General features: G+C 60.2%; 1 protein-coding gene. It reads right to left on the bottom strand.

Features of this window, described 5'->3' with window-relative positions:
• Positions 1–161 precede the first annotated feature (161 nt).
• Positions 162–317 (bottom strand): hypothetical protein, encoded by a 156-nt coding sequence (locus QJT78_RS51430; protein WP_018647404.1) that lies wholly within the window; start codon positions 315–317, stop codon positions 162–164.
• Positions 318–1208 lie beyond the last annotated feature (891 nt).

The following is a 1208-nucleotide window of genomic DNA, read 5'->3' as shown; positions in this document are numbered from 1 at the left end:
GCGGGCGTGGCGTTCGCGGTTGGAGGTGATGGGGTTGGCTTCGCAACCGAATCCTACGCCGCATCAGCGCTTTACCCCTCAGGCGCACTCTTACGAATAAGACGGGCTAGTCCTACTATGAACAAACTTTCGAGAATCTGACGAGCCGTCGCCCGCGGCTCTCAATCGTCGCGCAACTTCATGCCGAAATCCTCGACTTGCGCGCCACCGGTCTGTCGCCGCGCGGGATCGCGCCGCAGATCGCCATGAGCGTGAGGACTATCGAACGCTGGCTTGCTGCGGGCGGTGAGCCTGAGCGCCGGCGGCCGCCCGCACACTCTGTCCTCATTGATCCTTTTCGAGATTATTTGGGAAAAGCGCTGGGAGGAAGCTGACCTTAGCGATTTTTATCGCACCAAGCTCGCTTTCATCGGCTTCCCAGGTCCAGTGGGCACTTGCACTCTGCTCCCGAGCGGACCAGGTGTTTGCAACGCAGCGCGAGGGGACTTTGCATAGCGCAATAACTGAACTGGGCATGAGGCCTTAAGCTATGCAGGTTGCGAAATACCGCGCCCGCCGAGGAATTTGGGCGGCCATCAGGAAAAGCCTTTGTCAGCAAACTTTCGTTTGGTGGCCAAGTTCTTGGCGCTTGGCCATCGCCTGCGCTCGGCGCCGGTGCTCCCTCGATCAGGAATGCGTTCGATCTGTGGTAGCTGCGGTTTTCAAGACAAGAATTGGCGGACTATGTGAAAGGATCAGGGATGCAGAAAGCATGTCCGGGCACGCACCAAATTGGTAGAATCGCTTGGCAGATTCTACAAAGAGGAGGCTGGACGGTTCAGGCCGTGCCCCTGCAACGGATCCATCGCCTGCCAACAGCCTCGCTATAGAACGCCTTACGCGAGCTGCCCCGCCGAAAGCTCGATTGCAGGCCCTGCTGCCTCTTCAGCCACGTTCAGGATAAATGCGTACGCGCTGGCGGCCTTCGCTCTCCACCAATTCACCCCTGTAAGGCACTCCGCGGATCTCGAAATAGGTTGGTTGGCCCGCCCGCGGCAGGATGCCTTGGCCTTCCAGGGCGCGGACGAGGTAGGGCGGAAGGAATCGATCTCGGTGCTCCGTAAGCGCGTATTTTACCGCACAGGCTACGCGCGCGGCTGGCCGCGGCGTCGCGTGACGCCGGGCCCCAGCAGTGTCATCGGAACGGCTTGGTTGACCTGAGCGTTCGA

This window comes from Bradyrhizobium sp. Mp27, from assembly GCF_029953005.1.
GTDB classification, from domain to species: Bacteria; Pseudomonadota; Alphaproteobacteria; order Rhizobiales; family Xanthobacteraceae; genus Bradyrhizobium; species Bradyrhizobium barranii.
Note: the sequence above shows the minus strand (reverse complement) of the source record. Positions and strands in the feature narration are given on the sequence as shown.